General features: G+C 38.8%; 2 protein-coding genes. Both read left to right on the top strand.

What is annotated here, in order from left to right; genetic code table 11:
- The first annotated feature begins 126 nt into the window (after positions 1–126).
- Positions 127–657 (top strand): hypothetical protein, encoded by a 531-nt coding sequence (locus tag Q0590_RS37290; protein ID WP_302042777.1) that lies wholly within the window; start codon positions 127–129, stop codon positions 655–657.
- A gap of 133 nt (positions 658–790) precedes the next feature.
- The gene (locus Q0590_RS37285) at positions 791–1,156 is read left to right on the top strand and encodes a hypothetical protein (RefSeq protein WP_302042776.1); all 366 of its coding nucleotides are present in this window, start codon (positions 791–793) and stop codon (positions 1,154–1,156) included.
- The last annotated feature ends 147 nt before the right edge of the window (positions 1,157–1,303 follow it).

Below are 1,303 nucleotides of genomic sequence, written 5' to 3'. Positions count from 1 at the left end.
ACATGGATGCAATAAAAAATGTCATAGCCTAACATAAAACCTGCCATCAACCGTGCTAGCGACGCTAATACCTAAGCACAAAGCAACGGTTTGTGGAGGTTCATATTCCGTTATGGGCAATCAAAGATGAAAAAACTGATACTTCTTTTGCTGTTTGCTTCTTTCAGTTCTGTAGCACAGACAATAACAAGAACGGAGAAAATCACCGAACAGACAACATATGTGGCCGGTAAAGGATTTGAAGGAGTAATTTTTTCAGCAGATTATCCTGCATGGATTGGAAGTAGCGAAAGATTTACACCCACACTTGAAGAAATAGTATTGGTGGAGAATTTGTTAAAGAGTTCTTTGAAGGAGGTTAATAAACCCATGATAAATCAGGGTTCCTATATGGGACCTGTGATTCATAAACGGTTGCATAAATACCAGAGACAATATTTTGGATACATATCTCCAAAAGGAGAAAGGATGGTTTATGTAAATTGCAACTACTTCAGATACAACTTCATTGACAGGATACAAGGAATTGAGCAACCTGATGATAAATGGAAAAAGCAGCAGACTGAGGTAAATGACGGAGGGAGTTATCATTGGCAAATACAAGTGAATTTGACGACCAAAGAACTGTTTGGACTTCAAGTGAATGGCGTAGCATAAGAAAAGAAAATGAAAAATGATGTGCCCATAACACCGTTCAGGCCGGCAACCGGGCCTCTACACACAAGGCCAGAGCTTCGAGCCACGGTGTGACGGCTGCACTTGATACGTTATAGGGCATTAAAGAATAAAAATGAAATTGAATCTTCCTAATGGAATTGAGATAAATGAATTCGAAGATAAATTCAGATTCAGAGGAACAGCTGATCAAATTCAGCAACTATCGGTTGAACTTAGAAAAATCAAGAATTTAAGTAATGGAGAAAAATGCCGGCTAGGTAAACTTACTTTGATTGTATCAGACGAGGTTCCAGATTTTAATGCTAAATCAACTATACAGTTACCAAAGCATGCTTGGAATATTATGGCATCCAAGTTTTCGGAAGTAGCTTATAATTGGGAGGAAAGCCCCTTTGATTTTAATACGTGTGGATATTTGCAACCACGATTAGAAATTGATTTAGGGGTTGAATTAATAGGTGAGCCAAATCAAAGATAAAAACAGAAAAGATAAGAACGCCCTATAACGCCACATTCTTCCGACAACTGAGCTTGCCTAATCACAAAGCCTCAGCTCGAAAGCATCAGTTGCGAGAATGTTTGGTGCATGTGCGACTCGTTTTCTTGAAAGATCGAAAGATCGGGG

The sequence above is a fragment of the Rhodocytophaga aerolata genome (assembly GCF_030503435.1).
GTDB lineage: Bacteria > Bacteroidota > Bacteroidia > Cytophagales > 172606-1 > Rhodocytophaga > Rhodocytophaga aerolata.
The sequence above is the reverse complement of the archived record's forward strand: the minus strand, read 5'-3'. Positions and strand labels throughout refer to the sequence as shown.